The sequence below is a fragment of the Streptomyces sp. NPDC041968 genome, from assembly GCF_055589025.1.
The window spans coordinates 1-15365 of the sequence record NZ_JBVJCB010000024.1 but is presented as its reverse complement, the minus strand read 5'-3'; the positions used below and the strand labels follow the sequence as shown (position 1 = coordinate 15365).

Genomic DNA, 15365 nt, shown 5'->3' with positions numbered 1-15365 from the left:
GCAGTCGGTGTATGCGGCGGCCAATGCGCATCTGGATGCGTTGGCGGAGCGTCGTCGTGCGCGGGGGCGGGTCGCGACGTCCGTGGCCTGGGGCCCGTGGGACGGCGACGGCATGGGTGAGATGGCCCCCGAGGGCTACTTCGCCCGCCACGGTGTGGTCCCGCTCCGTCCCGAGACGGCGCTCACCGCCCTGCGGCAGGCCATCGACAGCGGGGAAGCCACGGTGACCGTGGCGGACATCGACTGGGAACGGTTCGCCTCCGCCTTCACCGCCTTCCGCCCGAGCCCTCTGATCGCCGGCATCCCCGCCGCCCGCACGGAGTCCACCGCCCGCATGGAGCCCGCCGGCCGGCCCGCCGAGGAGAGCTCCGCCGCCCCCGGCCTGCTGCGGGCGCGGCCCGAGGACCGGCCGCGGCTCGCCCTGGACCTGGTGCTCCGCCACGTCACCGCGGTACTCGGCCATCCCGAGGAGGACCGGGTCGACGCCCGTGCCCCCTTCCGCGACCTCGGCTTCGACTCGCTCGCCGCGGTACGGCTGCGCCGTCGGCTCGCCGAGGACACCGGGCTCGACCTGCCCGGTTCCCTCGTCTTCGACCACGAGGACCCCACCGCGCTGGCCCACCACCTGGCCGGCCTCGCCGACGCGGCGGCCACCGGCCCGCAGGAGGGCCCGGACCGGGCCGAGAGCGGGCTGTTCGCCTCCTTCCGCACCGCCGTCGCACAGCACAGGTCGGCCGAGGTCGTGGAGCTGATGGCCGACCTGGCCGCGTTCCGGCCCGTCTACTCCCGACAGGATCCCGGCTCCGGCCGCCCCGCGCCGGTCCCCCTCGCGACCGGGCCGGCGACGCGTCCCACGCTGTACTGCTGCGCCGGCACCGCGGTCGGCTCCGGCCCCGCCGAGTACGTCCCGTTCGCCGAAGGGCTGCGCGGCCTCAGGGAGACGGTCGTCCTGCCCCTGTCCGGTTTCGGCGGACCCGCGGAACCGATGCCCGCATCCCTCGACGCGCTGCTCGACGTCCACGCCGACGTCCTCCTGGAGCACGCCGCCGACAAGCCCTTCGCCCTCGCCGGCCACTCCGCCGGCGCGAACATCGCCCACGCCCTGGCCGTCCGGCTGGAGGAACGCGGCACCGGCCCCGTCGCCCTCGTCCTGATGGACGTCTACCGCCCCGAGGACCCCGGTGCGATGGGCGAGTGGCGCGACGACCTGCTCGGCTGGGCTCTCGAACGCAGCACCGTGCCCCTGGAGGACCATCGGCTCACCGCCATGGCCGGCCATCAGCGGCTGGTGCTCGACACCCGGCTCACCGCCCTCGCGGCCCCCGTCCTGCTGGCCCGGGCGTCCGAACCCCTGCGCGCGTGGCCGCCCGGCGGGGCGCGGGGCGACTGGCGCTCCCGGGTCCCGTTCGCCCGGACCGTCGCCGACGTGCCGGGGAACCACTTCACCATGCTCACCGAACACGCGCGGCACACCGCGTCCGTGGTGCACGAGTGGCTGGACAGCCTCCCGCACCAGGCCGGGCCCGCCCCGCTCACCGGAGGGGAACACTGATGTACGCCGACGACATCGCGGCCGTCTACGACCTGGTCCACGAGGGGAAGGGGAAGGACTACCGGCAGGAGGCCGAGGAGATCGCCGCCCTCGTGCGCGCCCACCACCCGGGCGCCCGGACCCTGCTCGACGTGGCCTGCGGCACCGGCCGGCACCTGCACCACCTCGACGGCCTCTTCGACCACGTCGAGGGCCTGGAGATCTCCCCCGACATGCTGGCCCTCGCGACGGACCACAACCCCGGCATCACGTTCCACGAAGGAGACATGCGCTCGTTCTCCCTGGGCCGCCGGTTCTCTGCGGTGACCTGCATGTTCAGCTCCATAGGCCACCTGCGGAACACCGAGGAGCTCGACAGCGCGCTGCGGTCCTTCACCGACCACCTCGAAGCGTCCGGCGTCATCGTCGTCGAACCCTGGTGGTTCCCCGAGACCTTCACCCCCGGCTACGTCGGGGCCAGCATCACCGAGGCGGGCGAGCGCACCGTCTGCCGGGTCTCGCACTCGGTGCGGGAGGGGAACGCCACCCGCATCGAGGTGCACTACCTCCTCGCCGGGCCCGGCGGCATCCGTCACCTCACCGAGGACCACACCATCACCCTGTTCCGGCGTGCCGACTACGAGGCGGCCTTCGAGCGCGCCGGCTGCGACGTGGCCTACCAGGAGGGCGGCCCCTCCGGCCGCGGGCTGTTCGTCGGCACCCGCCGCTGACCGGACCCCACCGTCGCGGGGCCTCCCCGCTACCACGCACCGGCCCGAGTGCGGGCCGCCCTCACCCACCCGGCACACCTGCCGCCCCGATCGTGCGAGCGCCTCCACCGACCCGAGAAGAAAGGCAGGGCAGCCATGCCCACCCTGGCCACGGAACCGGCCCCCGCGAACGCGAACACGAGCACGGGCGTGCGCGCGCTCGGCCGCCGGCTTCAGCTGACCCGCGCCGCCCACTGGTGCGCCGGCAACCAGGGCGACCCGTACGCGCTGATCCTGCGCGCCGTCGCCGACCCCGAGCCGTTCGAGCGGGAGATACGGGCCGCCGGACCGTGGTTCCACAGCGCCCAACTGGATGCCTGGGTGACCGCGGACCCCGAGGTCGCGGCGGCCGTCCTGGCCGACCCGCGCTTCGGCACACTGGACCGGGCGGGCCGCCGCCCCGACGCGGAACTGCTGCCCCTCGCCGAGGCGTTCCCCCTCCCCGAGCGCGCGGAACTGGTCCGCCTGCGGGCGCTGGCCGACCCGGTGCTCAGCCGGTGCGTCCCGGCCCAGGCGTCCTGTGCGGCCCGCACCACCGCCCGCAGACTGCTCGGCCGCCTGCTGCCCGCCGGTGACGCCGGTTTCGACCTCGTCACCGACGTCGCCCGGCCGTACGCGGTGGAGCTGGTGCTCAGGCTCCTCGGAGTGCCGGGCCGCGACCGCGACACCGCCGCCCGGGCGCTCGCCGCCTGCGGACCCCAGCTCGACGCCCGGATGGCCCCGCAACTCCTCACCGTCGCCAGGGAGTCCGCCGACGCCGTCCGCACGCTGGCGGAGCTGGTCCCCGAACTCGTCGCCGAGAAGTCCCGGTCCGCCGGGAACGCCGAGCCCCGGCCCGACGACGTCCTCGCCCTCCTCCTGCACGACGGCGTCACGCCCCGCGACGTCGAGCGCATCGCGCTGCTCCTCGCGGTCGGCACACCCGAACCCGTCGTCACCGCCGTCGCGCACACCGTCCACCGGCTGCTCGGCCGGCCGGGGGAGTGGGAGAGAGCCCGCAGGACGCCGGCCGCGACGAAGGCCGTCGACCAGGTGCTGCGTGACCGCCCGCCGGCCCGGCTGGAGAGCCGGGTCGCGCACGCCGACCTGGAACTCGGTGGCCGCCGGATCACCGCCGACGAGCACGTCGTGGTGGTGGCCGCCGCCGGACGGGAGACCCCCGGGCCGGAGCCGCTCGGGTGCCCGGACGGTCCCCAGTCGGCCCTCGCCCTGCCGCTCGTCCGCCTGGCCGCCACCACCGCGGTCCAGGTCACGGCCGGCCGCCTGCCCGGCCTGCGGGCCGAGGGCCCGCCCCTGACCCGGCCGCGGTCCCCGGTCCTGGGCGCCTGCGCCCGCCTCCGGGTGCACCCGGGATGACCTCGCCGTCCGTACGCCCCCTCCCAGACCGGAGCCGCTGTGCGCGTCCTGCTGACATCCCTCGCCCACAACACCCACTACTACAGTCTGGTGCCCCTCGCCTGGGCGCTGCGCGCCGCCGGGCACGAGGTGCGGGTGGCCAGCCCACCCTCGCTCACCGACGTCATCACCTCCACCGGCCTGACCGCCGTACCGGTGGGCGACGACCTGCCCGCCGCGGAGCTGCTCGCCGAGATGGGCAGCGACCTCGTCCCCTACCAGCGGGGCTTCGAGTTCGGTGAGGTGGAGAGCGAGGAGGAGACCAGCTGGGAGTACCTGCTCGGCCAGCAGAGCATGATGGCCGCCCTGTGCTTCGCCCCGTTCAACGGCGCCGCCACGATGGACGAGATCGTCGACTTCGCCCGCGGCTGGCGGCCCGATCTCGTCGTGTGGGAACCCTGGACCTACGCGGGCCCGGTCGCGGCCCGTGCCTGCGGCGCCGCCCACGCCCGCATCCTGTGGGGCCCCGACGCCATCGGACGCTCCCGCCTGCGCTTCCTCGCCGCGCTCGACGGGACACCGCCGGAACTGCGCGAGGACCCCATCGCCGAATGGCTCGGCTGGACCCTCGACCGGTACGGGTACGCCTTCGACGAACGCGACGTGCTCGGCCACTGGGTGATCGACCCGGGCCCCCGCAGCACCCGTCTCGACCTGGGCCAGACCACGGTGCCCATGTGCTACGTGCCCTACAACGGGCGCTCCGTGATCGAACCCTGGCTCGCCCGCAAGCCCGACCGCCCCCGCGTCTGCCTCACCCTCGGCGTCTCCGCCCGCGAGACCTACGGCCGGGACGCGGTCTCCTACTCCGAACTGCTGGAGGCGCTCGGCCGGCTGGACATCGAGGTGGTGGCCACCCTCGACACCTCCCAGCTCGACCGCCTGGGCAGCCTCCCCGACAACGTCGTACCGGTGGACTTCGTACCGCTCGACGCGCTGCTACCGAGCTGCGCCGCGATCATCCACCACGGCGGAGCGGGCACCTGGTCCACCGCCCTGCGCCACGGAGTGCCGCAGATCCTGCTCCCGTCCCTGTGGGACGCGCCGCTCAAGGCGCAGCAACTCCAGCGTCTGTCCGCCGGGTTCGACCTGCCCGCCGCGACGCTCACCGCGCGTGGCCTGGCCGACGCGGTGCACACGGCGGTGCACGACCCCGCGATCAGGGCGGGCGCGCGGCGGCTGAGCGAGGAGATGCTCGCTGACCCCACGCCCGCAGGGATCGTCCCCACCCTGGAGCGCCTCACGGCCCTGCACCGGGCCGCCTGACGACACGAGCGAACGGAGACCTTCCCATGCCCGAGAGCCATGCGCAGAGCGCGCTGCTCGCCGCGGTCACCGCCGCGGACCGCACCCCCGAGGACATCGCGGCGCTGCCGCTGCCCGAGTCCTTCCGGGCCGTGACCGTCCGCAAAGAGGACGCCGACATGTTCCGCGGCATGCCGAGCGCGGACAAGGACCCGCGCAAGTCCCTGCACGTCGACGAGGTGCCGCTGCCCGAAGTGGGGCCCGGAGAGGCGCTGGTCGCGGTGATGGCCAGCTCCGTCAACTACAACACCGTATGGTCGTCCCTCTTCGAGCCCCTCCCGACGTTCGGCTTCCTGGAGCGCTACGGGCGCACCTCGCCGCTGGCCGCGCGCCACGACCTGCCGTACCACATCCTCGGCTCCGACCTCTCCGGCGTGGTGCTGCGCACGGGGCCCGGCGTGAACGTCTGGAAACCCGGTGACGAGGTCGTGGCGCACTGCCTGTCGGTGGAGCTGGAGAGCCCCGACGGGCACGACGACACCATGCTCGACCCGGCCCAGCGCATCTGGGGCTTCGAGACCAACTTCGGGGGCCTGGCCGAGGTGGCCCTCGTCAAGTCGAACCAGCTGATGCCGAAGGCGGCCCACCTCACCTGGGAGGAGGCCGCCGCGCCCGGCCTGGTCAACTCCACCGCCTACCGCCAGCTGGTCTCCCGCAACGGTGCCGGGATGAAGCAGGGCGACAACGTGCTGATCTGGGGTGCCAGCGGGGGCCTCGGGTCGTACGCCACCCAACTGGTCCTCGCCGGCGGGGCGCACCCCGTCTGCGTGGTCTCCAGCGCCCGCAAGGCCGAGGTGTGCCGGGCCATGGGCGCGGAGGCCATCATCGACCGCTCCGCCGAGGACTACCGCTTCTGGAGCGACGAGGACACCCAGGACCCGCGGGAGTGGAAGCGTTTCGGCAAGCGCATCCGCGAGGTCACCGGCGGCGAGGACGTCGACATCGTCTTCGAGCACCCCGGCCGGGAGACCTTCGGGGCGTCCGTCTACGTCACCCGCAGGGGCGGCACCATCGTCACCTGCGCCTCCACCTCGGGCTTCCGCCACGAGTTCGACAACCGCTACCTGTGGATGCACCTCAAGCGCATCGTCGGGACGCACTTCGCCAACTACCGCGAGGCGTGGGAGGCGAACCGGCTCGTCACCAAGGGACGCATCCACCCCACCCTCTCGCGCACCTACCCGCTGGCCGACACGGCGCCGGCCGTGCACGACGTGCACGGCAACCAGCACCAGGGCAAGGTCGGGGTGCTCTGCCTGGCCCCGACGGGAGGGCTGGGCGTGCGCGACGAGGAGATGCGGGCGCGGCACATCGACGCGATCAACCGGTTCCGCTGACCGTGCGGGCCGGCCCTCCGGGGCCGGTCCCCGCACACACGTCCGCCGCCGACCTGCCCGGGCAGGTCGGCGGCGGACGTGTGTGCTCCGGTGACGGCACCCCGTGGCGCCGCGCACCGTGCGGGCTCACTCCCGCCGGCGGGCCAGCGTGATCCCGTCGGCGACCGTCAGCAGGGCGATGTCCACGCGTGCGTCGTCGCGCAGGCGCTCGTTGAGTGTGCGCACGGCGACGGTGTCGGGGTCGTCGGCGGCCGGGTCGGCCACCCGGCCGAAGAACAGCGTGTTGTCGACCGCCACGAGCCCGCCGGGACGTACGAGGGCCAGCGCCTGCTCGTAGTAGTGCGGGTACCCGGTCTTGTCGGCGTCGACGAAGACCAGGTCGAACGAGCCGTCCCCCTCGTGCTCGCGGAGTTCGGCGAGGGTGCGGACGGCGTCACCGACCCGCAGGTCGATCCGGGAGTCCACCCCGGCCCGACGCCAGTACGGGGCGCCGACGCCGGGCCACCTGTCGCTGATGTCGCAGGTGACGACGGTGCCGTCGGCGGGCAGCGCGCGCGCCATGCACAGCGTGCTGTAACCGGTGAACGTGCCGATCTCCAGCACGCGCCGGGCACCGACGAGCCGGATCAGCAGGGCGAGGAACTGCGCCTCCTCGGGCATGATCTGCATGGCCCGGCCCCCGGGGAGCCCGGCGGTCACCTCGTGCAGTTCGCGCAGCAGGCCGTCGTCCCGCAGCGCGACGCTCCGGGCGTACTCCAGCAGCGCGGGGCTGAGAGCAGTCTGGTCCGCCACGCTCATCATCCTCTCGTGGGTTCGTTCGACGCGGCCGGCGTGTGCGCGGGCTCGGACCCGGCCGGCACGACGGGCACGCCGGTCGGGTCGGACGCGGGGGCACCGCCCGGAGCCGCGGCTCCACCGGGCTTCGTCCGGGAGGCGGATCCACGGCTCCCGAACAGGCGCATACAGGGCTGCTCCACGACGGTGTGCAGCAGCCAGCCGCCCACGATCGCCACCGCCAGCATCGCCAGGGACAGAGCGATCGCGGCCGGGGTGCTCCACTGGCGCTCGTAGCCCAGATCGCCGCCCATCAGCCGGTGCCCGTAGCGGATGATCAGGAAGTGGACCAGGTAGAAGGCGAAGGACCACTGGCCCAGCCGCACCAGCGTCGCCGAGCGCAGCCCGGTGCGGCGGCCGTGCACGTCGGCGTCGGCCAGCGCCGTGATCAGCAGGGCGGCCGGTACGACGGAGCACGCGACGAGGGTGAAGATCGGGGACGCCACCTGGGTGAGGCCGTAACTCCCGGCGAGGAGCAGGGTGCAGACCGCCGGGCCGGGGCCCCTCCACATCCCCGCGCGCAGGATCAGCGCCATCACGATGCCGAGGACGAACTCCAGCATCCGCACCGGCGGCAGCCAGTAAGCGAACCAGACCTCGTTGAGCGTCATCCCGGGGGCCACCTCCTCGCTCGCGGGCAGCAGGCCGGCCAGGAAGGGCACACACGTCACCGCCGCGGCGAGCCCGGCGGCGCACCACCACAGCCGCCGCGCGGGAATCCTGCGCACCAGCCGGTACCACAGCGGGAACGACAGATAGAAGGCGATCTCGCAGGAGAGCGACCAACTGGGCGTGTTGAAACTGGCGGTGAGGGTCGCGTCGGGCAGCCAGGACTGCACGAGCAGGATGTTGGGCACCAGCCCGTCCCACACGGAACCGCCGGGGAGCACGGGTTCCGACAGGGAGAAGATGATGAGTGCCGCGATGCCGAACGTCGCGAGGTGCAGCGGATAGATCTTCGCGATACGGCGCCGCCAGAAAGTCGGCACGGAGTCCTCGTCGCGGGCCGACCACGTGAGAACGAATCCACTCAGGATGAAGAAGATCGAGACCGCCATGGAACCGAGCGGCGTGATGTGCAGCAGTGCGCTGCCGACCTGCTCGTCGGCGAAGAAGCCCTGCTGGGCGATGTGGCAGGCGAATACCGTCAACGCCGCGTACCAGCGGAGGCCGGTGAGCGACGACAGATCGACGCGCTGGAGCACTGGATTCTCGCTCCTCTTTTCGGGGTGGACGACCGGGGCCGGGACGACCGCAGGAAGGGCTGAGTCATCCTGGGGCGCGGTGTGTTCGGCCGACAACCCGCAGATGACACAGTCGGCGGTGATCGGCCCGCGCCGCCCGCGGACCCCGTCGGACCTGACGAAGTCGGCCGGTCATGCTCCCCGTCCGGCCGATGGCGTCGGCCGTCACCGACGACCCTGTGAAGGGCGCGTGAGCGGGCGTCGGAAGCGGACCGGTCTTTACAGCGGTGGAAATAGACCCCCGCTGGGCTCGGCGACTGGCCGCCGAATCACTGCCGGATGTCACTGGGGTGAACGAGGACTTCCTGACCCTCGAATCACCCGGGCAGCCGGTCAGGAAGGTGCTGCGCCGCGGACCCGCCCAGTTCGTGCGTGGGACGGGGGTGCGGCCGGCCGACCGGGTCAAGGACCTCACGGTCCCGGAGTGGACCGCACTGTTCCGCGCCTACGGGCGGACGGCCCACCACTGAGACCGCGCCCGCCTCCCCGGGCGGACCCGGAGAGGCAGGCGCGGGACGCGTGCGCCGCGCCTATTCGTTCGGGGGCTTCTTGAAGGAGCGCCCCGCGACGAACATCCCCACGGCCATGAGCACGGTGCTGGTCAGCAGCGCCCCGGGGACGCTCCACCCCGGGTCCCAGTCCAGCGCCAGGCGGCGGGCGCTGTCGACCGCGTACGTCACGGGGTTGAGGTGCGCCACCGAGCGCAGCCACTCGGGAAGGGCGTCCAGCGGAACGAACGCACTGGAGGCGAACATCAGCGGGAACATCACCAGCACCGCGAGGCTGGACATCACCTCCACACTGCGCAGCCACGCCGCGAGGGCGATGAACCCCCAGATCAACGACCAGATGACGAACAGGGTGAGGAGCAGGGCGGCGGACGTGCCCCACACGCCGCCCGCCGGACGGAAGTCCAGCAGGACCACACCGACGGCCACGAGGACGACCAACTCCGTGAACACGCGCACCAGATCGGCCAGCGAACGGGCGACCAGCACCAGGAAGAGCCGGGCCGGCAGGACGCGGAAGCGCGCCACCATCCCGTTGTCCATGTCCCTGACCAGGCCCACCCCCGCGCCCTGAGCCGAGCCGATACCGGTGGTGACCAGCAGCGCGGGCACCACGTAGTCGATGTAGCGCACACCCTGCGGGAAGTCGGCCGGGTCCGCCATGCTGCCGAAGATCTCGCTCAGCAGCAACAGCATGATCACCGGCTGCATCAGGCTGAACAGCGCCAGCCTGCGGTCGCCGTACATGGAACGGATCTGCCGTGCGGTCAGGACCCACAGCTGGGTGCCGAGGCCGGCACCGCGCCACACGGGGCCGGCCGGGGTACCGGTGTCGACCGCCACCTCCTTCACGGCGCGCTCCTGGATGGCCAACGGAACTCCTGGGGGTCAGGCCGCGTCGGCGGCGGGTGAGGAATGGGTGAGCGCCAGGTAGACGTCGTCCAGGGACGGCTCCTTGACGGTCAGCTCGACGGCCTGCGTGCCGACCGTGTCCAGGGCGCGGATGACGCCCGCGATATCGGCCGAGGTGTCCACGGGCGTGCTCAGCGCGTGCTCCCCGGCGTCGGACCGCGGGCGGAATCCGGCGGCGGTCAGCGCGGCGGCGGCGGCCGTCAGGTCGGCGGCGGGCGGCAGGACCACCCGCACCGACCGGTGGCCCAGGTCCGCCTTGAGACGGTGGGTGGTGTCCGAGGCCACGACCCGGCCCTTCGACAGGACGGTGATCCAGTCGGCCAACCGGTCCGCCTCGTCCAGGTACTGGGTGGTCAGCAGGACCGTCGTACCGTCCGCCACCAGCTTCTCGACCGTCTCCCACAGGGCGATCCGGGTCGCCGGGTCCAGCCCGGTCGTCGGCTCGTCGAGGAACAGCACGTCCGGTCGGCCGACCAGGCTGGCGGCGAGGTCGAGCCGCCGGCGCATCCCGCCCGAGTAGGTGCGGGAGGGCTGGTGGGCCGCCCCGGTCAGCTCGAACAGCTCCAGCAGCTCGGTGGCACGGGCCGTCGCGTCACGACGCCCCGCACCGAGCAGCCGGCCGATCAGGACGAGATTGTGGAAACCGCTCAGATACTCGTCCACCGACGCGAACTGACCGGTCACACCGATACGCGCGCGGATCTCCGCGCCCTGCGTCGCGACATCGAAACCGGCGACGGTCACCGTGCCCGCGGTCGCCGGAGAGACCGTGGACAGGATGTTCACCAAGGTCGTCTTGCCGGCCCCGTTGTGACCCAGCAGCCCGAGCACCCGGCCCCGCTCGACCTCGATGTCCACGCCGTTGAGGGCGTGGACGTCACCGAAGCTCTTGCGGACGCCGACCGCCCTGATCATGGCGTCGTCGCTCAAGGGGCGTCCTGCCCGGCCGCCGCCATCGCCTCGACGAGGCTCTTGGGGCGCATGTCGGTCCAGTTCTCGTTGATGTAGTCCAGGCACGACTGACGGACCGTCTCCGACACGACGACGGACCAGCCCGCCGGGACCTCCGCGAACGACGGCCACAGCGAGTGCTGCCCCTCGTCGTTGACCAGCACGACGTAGGTGGCTTCCGTGTCCTCGAACGGGTTGCTCATGGTGTTTCCTTCCTCATCGGGATGCGCGAGGTGCGCGGGGTGCGCCGGATGCGCGGGGTGCGTCGTCCGCGGGCAGCCGACCGACGAGCACGTCGGAGATCGCCGTGACCGCGGCCGGTTCGATCAAGAGGTCCTCGTGGAGGTGGTCGATCACCCGCTCGGTGATCCCCCCGGTGACGTACGGACGCCAGGCGGCCACGTCGTGGACCGGGTCGTCCTCGGCGAACGAGGTCCCGGAGGAGAAGAAGAGCACGTCCCCGTCGAACACCTCGGGCCGCAGGTTCCTCGTCAGGCGCGAGCTGTTCACGTACACACGGACCGCCGCGCCGATGTCACCGCCCGGCAGATGCCCCAGGGGGTGCCCCTTCGCCCGCAGATCCGCGAGCAGGGCCTCCTCCTGGTCAGGGCCGACCCGGTCCACGTCGAAGCCCAGCTCCTCACCGATCCGCGCCACCATCTCCGCCGCGTCCCAGTCGGCCCGCGTCGAGGCGGGCGGATAGGCGTCGACGATCGCGAGCAGGTCGACGCCCTGCCCCGCCGCCTGGAGGCGGGTGGCGACCCGGTGCGCGAGCAGCCCGCCCATGGACCAGCCGAGCAGCCGGTACGGACCCTCCGGCTGGACCTCGCGGATCTGCGCGCAGTAGTCGTCGATCATCGCGTCGAGCGTCTCGGCGGGCGCCTCCTGCCCGAGCAGCCCGCGCGCCTGCACCGCGTAGACCGGCAGCGCGTTCGGCAACCGGGCGGCGAGCCGGCCGTAGCACCAGCCGAGGCCCAGGGCCGGGTGCAGGCAGAACACGGGGGCCCGGCCGTCGCCACCCGCCCGCAGCGGAAGCATCGACGAGAAGGAACTCTTGCTGCCCCCCGCGTCCAGGTGCCGGAGCAGACCGGAGACCGTCGGGGCCTGGAAGAGGTCCCGGATCGACACCCGCAGACCGAGCGCCTTGCGGATGCCCGTGATCAGCTGGGTGGCCAGCAGGGAGTGACCGCCGAGCGCGAAGAAGCTCTCGTCGGTACCGACCCGTTCCAGGCCCAGCGCCTGGGCGAACAGCTCGCACAGGACCTGCTCCTGCGGCGTCACGGCCGTGCCGCTGCCGTCGCCGCCGCGGCTCGGGGCGGGGAGCGCCGCGCGGTCCAGTTTGCCGTTCGGGGTGAGCGGCAGGGCCTCGACGAGGACCACCGTCGGGACCATGTACTCGGGCAGCGCCGCGGCGACCCGGTGGTGCAGCTCCGCCGCGGTCGGCCGGGGCTCCGCGGCCGGGACGACGTAGGCCACGAGCCTCTTGTCGCCCGGGACGTCCTCCCGGACCACCACCGCCGCCTGCGACACACCGGGGGCCCGGGCGACGACCGTCTCGACCTCGGCCGGCTCCACCCGGAAGCCGCGGATCTTGACCTGGTCGTCGGACCGGCCGACGAACTCCAGCAGGCCCTCACGGTTCCACCGGACCAGGTCGCCCGTGCGGTACATCCGGGTGCCGGGGGCGCCGAACGGGTCCGCGACGAAGCGCTCGGCGGTCGGGCCGGGTCGGCTCGCGTACCCCCGGGCCAGGCCGGCCCCCGCGATGTACAGCTCCCCGGTGACCCCGGGCGGCACCGGATGCAGCCCGGAGTCCAGGACGTGGACCCGGGTGTTGTCCAGCGGGCGCCCCAGCGGCAGGCCGTCGGCCGCCCGGTACGGTGCCCGGACGGCGTGACCGGTGGCGCACAGGGTGATCTCGGTGGGGCCGTACAGATGACGCACCGCGGTACGGGGGTTGGCCTCCAGGACCCGCTCCACGGCCCCGGCGGAGACCACGTCACCGCCGGTGAGCACCTCGCGCAGCAGCCCGAAGGTGTCCGTCAGGTCCTCCGCCATCGCCCGGAACAGGCCGGCGGTCAGGTGCAGGTGGGTGATGCCCCGCTCCCGGACCAGACGGTCCAGGACCAGCGCGTCCAGGTCGCCCGCCTCGGCGACCACCACGAGGGCTCCGCGCAGCAGCGGCACCCAGATCTCGTACACGGAGATGTCGAAGGCGTGCGGTGCGTGCATCAGCACCCGGTCGCCCTCGCCGACGTCCCATCCGCGGTCCAGGGCCAGGTCCGCGACGTCCCGGTGGGTGACGGCCACCCCCTTGGGGGTTCCCGTCGAACCGGACGTGTACATCACGTAGGCGAGCCGGTCCGGCTCCACCGTGCGGGGCAGCGCCGCGACCGGGTCGGCGGCGGGCCGGTCGTCGCAGACGAGGAGCGCCGTGCCGGCCGCCCGCTGCTCGTCCACCAGTTCGTGCCCGGCCAGGGCGCGATCGGTGACGAGCACGGAGGCACCGGCCTCGGCGAGGACCGTGCGCATCCGTGCCGTCGGGTAGCCGGTGTGAAGGGGCACGTAGGTGCCGCCCGCCCGCGCCACGGCGAGGAGCACCGCGACGAGGTCCGCGGAGCGTTCCATCAGCAGCGCGACCGGCGTCTCGGCCCGCACACCCAGGTCCACCAGCCGCCGGGCCAGCCGGTCGGCCCGGGCGTCCAGCTCGGCGTACGTCCACCGCACCTCGCCGCACTCCACGGCCGGGGCGTCCGGGGTCCGCGCCGCCTGCGCGGCGAACAGCTCCGGCAGGGACAGCGCCGGTACCGCGGTCGCGGTCGCGTTCCAGTCCTCGACGACGCGCTGTCGCTCGGCCGCCGACAGGATCTCGAACTCGCCGACCCTGCGGTCCGGGGCGGCGACCGCGGCGGCCAGCAGCCGCACCAGCTTGTCCGCGAGGCCGGTGACGGTCTCCCGGTCGAAGAGGTCCAGGCTGTACTCGATGCGCCCGCTGATGCCGGCCGGTCCGCCGTCGGGGGAGCGGTGTTCGGCCAGCCCGAAGTTCAGGTCGAACTTCGCCGTGCCCGCGTCGACGGGCTGACCGTCGGCAGCCAGTCCCGGCAGGTCCAGGGCGACCGCGGTGGTGTTCCAGCTGAGCGCGGTCTGGAACAGCGGGTGGCGGGACAGCGCCCGTTCGGGGTTGAGGACCTCGACGAGCCGCTCGAAGGGCACGTCCTGGTGGGCGAAGGCCTCCAGGTCCGTACGGCGCACCCGGTCCAGGAGGTCACGGAAGCGCGGGTTGCCCGAGACGTCGGTGCGCAGCACCAGGGTGTTGACGAAGAACCCGACGAGGTCCTCCACCGCGGAGTCGGTGCGACCGGCGACCGGGGTACCCAGGGGGATGTCGGTGCCGGCGCCCATCCTGGACAGCAGTGCGGCGAGGGCCGCCTGGACCACCATGAAGACGGTCACGTTCCGTTCGGCGGCCAGGGTCCGCGCGGCGGCATGCAGGTCGGCGGGGATGTCCAGTTCGACGGTGTCGCCGCGGAACGTCGGCACGGCGGGCCGGGAGCGGTCCGCGGGCAGCTCCAGCTCCTCCGGCAGACCGGCCAGCGCACGCTGCCAGAAGTTCAGTTGGCGGGAGACGGCCGAGTCGGGGTCGTCGGCGGAGCCCAGCACCTCGTGCTGCCACAGCGCGTAGTCCGGATACTGCAGGGTGAGCGGCTCCCACTCGGGCGCGTGGCCCCGGAGCCGGGCCTGGTAGGCGGTGGCCAGGTCGCGGGCGAGCGGCCCCATCGACCAGCCGTCGCCCGCGATGTGGTGCACCAGCACCAGCAGGACGTGCTCCGTCGGCGAGAGTTCGAACGACCAGACCCGCAGCGGTGTCTCGGCGGTGAGGTCGAAGGCGTACCGGCTCGCCTCCGTGACCCGCTCGGCCAGCTCGGCACCGGACACCCGGACCCTGACCAGCTCCGGCCGGGCCTCCGCTTCGTCCAGCACGACCTGGTGCGGGCCCTCCGCGTCCTCCAGAAACACGGTGCGCAGGCTTTCGTGTCGCGCCGTCACGTCATGCAGGGCCGACGCGAGGGCCTCGTGGTCGAGCCCGCCGCGCAGCCGGACCGCCGTCGAGATGTTGTAGAGGTACGAGGACCGCTCCATCGTCTGCAGGAACCACAGGCGGCGTTGGGCGTGCGAGAGGGGGATGCGGTCGGGGCGGGGCCGGGCGGTGAGGGCGGTCCGGGCTCCGGGGGTGACGGCCAGCTCGCGGGCGAGTCCGCTGACGGTGGGGTGGTCGAACAGGTCCTTCACCGAGAGTTCGGCCCGGAGCGTGGTGCGGATGCGGGAGACGAGGCGGGTGGCCAGCAGCGAGTGACCACCCAGGTCGAAGAAGCTGTCGTCGATGCCGACGCGCTCCAGGCCGAGGATGTCGGCGAAGAGGTGGCAGAGGACTTCTTCGTGGGGGGTGCGGGGTGCGCGGGCGGTGATGGGTGCGGTGTCGCGGTCGGGGTCGGGGAGGGCCTTGCGGTCGAGTTTGCCGTTCGCGGTCAGCGGGATGGCGTCGAGTACGACGAACGCTGCCGGGATCATGTAGGCGG

At 73.2% G+C, this 15365-nt stretch carries 12 protein-coding genes; 6 read left to right on the top strand and 6 right to left on the bottom strand.

All coding sequences use genetic code 11. The annotated features are described in order from the left end of the window. The 5 genes from ACZ6EG_RS33855 to ccrA all read left to right on the top strand — a co-directional run. On the top strand, nucleotides 1-1552 hold a 1552-nt coding region (locus tag ACZ6EG_RS33855), incomplete at its 5' end, for a thioesterase domain-containing protein (RefSeq protein ID WP_469610448.1). Next, nucleotides 1552-2262 carry a class I SAM-dependent DNA methyltransferase gene (locus ACZ6EG_RS33850; RefSeq protein ID WP_469610445.1) on the top strand — a complete coding sequence of 237 codons (711 nt, stop codon included), beginning with the start codon at nucleotides 1552-1554 and terminating at the stop codon, nucleotides 2260-2262. The genes ACZ6EG_RS33855 and ACZ6EG_RS33850, both read left to right, overlap by 1 nt. A 135-nt stretch (nucleotides 2263-2397) precedes the next feature. Beyond that, the gene (locus tag ACZ6EG_RS33845; protein ID WP_469610442.1) at nucleotides 2398-3657 is read left to right on the top strand and encodes a cytochrome P450 family protein; all 1260 of its coding nucleotides are present in this window, start codon (nucleotides 2398-2400) and stop codon (nucleotides 3655-3657) included. Between the two features lie 39 nt (nucleotides 3658-3696). Then, the gene (locus ACZ6EG_RS33840) at nucleotides 3697-4962 is read left to right on the top strand and encodes an activator-dependent family glycosyltransferase (protein WP_391973018.1); all 1266 of its coding nucleotides are present in this window, start codon (nucleotides 3697-3699) and stop codon (nucleotides 4960-4962) included. Nucleotides 4963-4988: 26 nt separating this feature from the next. Further along, entirely contained in the window at nucleotides 4989-6338 is a 1350-nt protein-coding gene (ccrA, locus tag ACZ6EG_RS33835; protein WP_469610438.1) for a crotonyl-CoA carboxylase/reductase, read from the top strand. A gap of 126 nt (nucleotides 6339-6464) precedes the next feature. Here ccrA and ACZ6EG_RS33830 read toward each other — a convergent pair whose 3' ends face one another. After that, a complete protein-coding gene (locus ACZ6EG_RS33830; protein ID WP_391973016.1) occupies nucleotides 6465-7130 on the bottom strand; it encodes an O-methyltransferase in 666 nt (221 codons plus the stop codon). A 5-nt stretch (nucleotides 7131-7135) separates the two neighbouring features. Continuing rightward, nucleotides 7136-8377, bottom strand: a complete 1242-nt coding sequence (locus ACZ6EG_RS33825) for an acyltransferase family protein (RefSeq protein ID WP_469610434.1) — start codon at nucleotides 8375-8377, stop codon at nucleotides 7136-7138. Between the two features lie 329 nt (nucleotides 8378-8706). Between ACZ6EG_RS33825 and ACZ6EG_RS33820 the strand changes: the two genes are divergently transcribed. After that, on the top strand, nucleotides 8707-8886 hold the full coding sequence (locus ACZ6EG_RS33820) for a hypothetical protein (RefSeq protein WP_391973014.1): 180 nt from the start codon (nucleotides 8707-8709) through the stop codon (nucleotides 8884-8886). A 60-nt stretch (nucleotides 8887-8946) separates the two neighbouring features. On the opposite strand, the gene ACZ6EG_RS33815 is transcribed toward ACZ6EG_RS33820, so the two are convergent. The 4 genes from ACZ6EG_RS33815 to ACZ6EG_RS33800 form a co-directional block, all read right to left on the bottom strand. Further along, nucleotides 8947-9798: an ABC transporter permease gene (locus tag ACZ6EG_RS33815; RefSeq protein WP_391973013.1), complete on the bottom strand. Its 852-nt coding sequence runs from the start codon at nucleotides 9796-9798 to the stop codon at nucleotides 8947-8949. A gap of 15 nt (nucleotides 9799-9813) precedes the next feature. Next, the gene (locus tag ACZ6EG_RS33810; protein WP_391973022.1) at nucleotides 9814-10752 is read right to left on the bottom strand and encodes an ABC transporter ATP-binding protein; all 939 of its coding nucleotides are present in this window, start codon (nucleotides 10750-10752) and stop codon (nucleotides 9814-9816) included. Between the two features lie 11 nt (nucleotides 10753-10763). Beyond that, entirely contained in the window at nucleotides 10764-10991 is a 228-nt protein-coding gene (locus tag ACZ6EG_RS33805) for an MbtH family protein (RefSeq protein ID WP_469610430.1), read from the bottom strand. Nucleotides 10992-11004: 13 nt separating this feature from the next. Beyond that, nucleotides 11005-15365 (bottom strand): amino acid adenylation domain-containing protein (locus tag ACZ6EG_RS33800; RefSeq protein WP_469610427.1); only part of this gene is annotated, 4361 nt, incomplete at its 5' end.

Excerpts from the sequence above, each read along its gene's own strand:
- ACZ6EG_RS33805 (WP_469610430.1), bottom strand. The coding sequence starts at position 10,991 with ATGAGCAACCCGTTCGAGGACACGGAAGCCACCTACGTCGTGCTGGTC.
- ACZ6EG_RS33810 (WP_391973022.1), bottom strand. The coding sequence starts at position 10,752 with ATGATCAGGGCGGTCGGCGTCCGCAAGAGCTTCGGTGACGTCCACGCC.
- ccrA (WP_469610438.1), top strand. The coding sequence starts at position 4,989 with ATGCCCGAGAGCCATGCGCAGAGCGCGCTGCTCGCCGCGGTCACCGCC.
- ACZ6EG_RS33845 (WP_469610442.1), top strand. The coding sequence starts at position 2,398 with ATGCCCACCCTGGCCACGGAACCGGCCCCCGCGAACGCGAACACGAGC.
- ACZ6EG_RS33850 (WP_469610445.1), top strand. The coding sequence starts at position 1,552 with ATGTACGCCGACGACATCGCGGCCGTCTACGACCTGGTCCACGAGGGG.